This is a genomic window from Deinococcus pimensis DSM 21231 (assembly GCF_000519345.1).
GTDB classification, from domain to species: domain Bacteria; phylum Deinococcota; class Deinococci; order Deinococcales; family Deinococcaceae; genus Deinococcus_A; species Deinococcus_A pimensis.
The window spans coordinates 1363-2545 of record NZ_KI912635.1 but is presented as its reverse complement, the minus strand read 5'-3'; the positions used below and the strand labels follow the sequence as shown (position 1 = coordinate 2545).

The 1183-nt window shown below is 69.8% G+C and carries 3 protein-coding genes; 2 read left to right on the top strand and 1 reads right to left on the bottom strand.

Features of this window, described 5'->3' with window-relative positions; genetic code table 11:
• On the bottom strand, window positions 1-323 hold a 323-nt coding region (locus DEIPI_RS39155; RefSeq protein WP_483782845.1), incomplete at its 3' end, for an ATP-binding protein.
• A gap of 181 nt (window positions 324-504) precedes the next feature.
• On the opposite strand from DEIPI_RS39155, the gene DEIPI_RS39150 reads away from it, so the two are divergent.
• Window positions 505-642 carry a hypothetical protein gene (locus DEIPI_RS39150; RefSeq protein WP_169737045.1) on the top strand — a complete coding sequence of 46 codons (138 nt, stop codon included), beginning with the start codon at window positions 505-507 and terminating at the stop codon, window positions 640-642.
• Window positions 643-662: 20 nt separating this feature from the next.
• Window positions 663-1183 (top strand): PRC-barrel domain-containing protein (locus DEIPI_RS29245; protein WP_045233830.1); only part of this gene is annotated, 521 nt, incomplete at its 3' end.

Here is a 1183-nt window from a genome sequence, read left to right as displayed (position 1 = left end):
AGGGGCGGCGGGAACGCGGCGGGGTCGGCTCGCAGGCCCGCGAGGAGTTCCGCCATGCCGCCCGGGTGACGCTCGCGCCAGCGCGCCGTGAGGCGGAAGCGTTCCTCGCGGTCGGTGACGGCGCTCCCGCCGAGCATGAAGCGGTCCGTGAGGTCGCGCCGGTCGGGCAGCAGCGAGAAGTTCAGACGTGACCGCAGCGCGCTCAGCGCCGTGCTCTTCCCGACGCCGGTCACGCCCACGAGGATCACGAGGGGCATGTCCGCGACCCTGACGCCGGACGCGTCGGCACCCCACGCGAGACCTGTCATCTGCGAGTCTTTCACGAGGGGCAGTTTACAGTCGTTACCTCCCCGTGAGGAACCCGACGACGGCCGCGTCCGCTCAACCCTCGGGCAAAGTGCCGTCAAGACTGGCTCAAGAACGCGCGTCCACACGCGCGGCTCGCCACACGCGCGGTTCCTATGCTGACCTCAGGCGGCGCCCACGCGCCGACAGGAGGACTTCATGGCAAGACTCAAGGGCAAGGGCTCGAACAGCGGCGCGAATCTCCTCATCGTCATCCTCGTGCTGATCGTGCTGTTCCTGCTTCTGTACTACTTCTACCTCAAGCCCAACGGCCTGCTGAACCTCGGCGTCATCTGACGCGCCACGGGAGGACACCCATGCGAAAAGGCAGAGACATCATCGGGAAACCCATCGTGGCGCTCGACGGCGGCGCCCGCCTCGCCACCGTGCAGGACCTCGTGTTCGACCACCGCGCCGGACAGCTGCTCGCCCTGCTGGTGGACGAGGGCGGCTGGTTCCGCGCGGCGCGCGTCGTTCCCTTCGATGCGGTGCGCGCCTTCGGCGACGACGCCGTCGTGATCGGCTCCTCGGCGGACGTCGTCGCGGCGAACACCCTCGAACGCGTCCCCGACATCCTCAACGACAAGGCCACCCTCGTCGGCACGACCGTCATGACGACCGACGGCAAGAACCTCGGGCGGCTCGCGGACATGTACTTCGACGAGACGCTCGGCGGCGTCGTCGGGTACGACGTGACCGGCGGCCTCTTCGCGGACCTCTCCTCGGGCCGGTCCTTCGTGCCCGCCGAGGGCGGCCTCGACCTCGGCGAGGACGTCGCGTTCGTGCCGATCGAGACGGCCGCCGCGATGCAGGAGGCCGAGCCGGGCGGCCTGCGCGG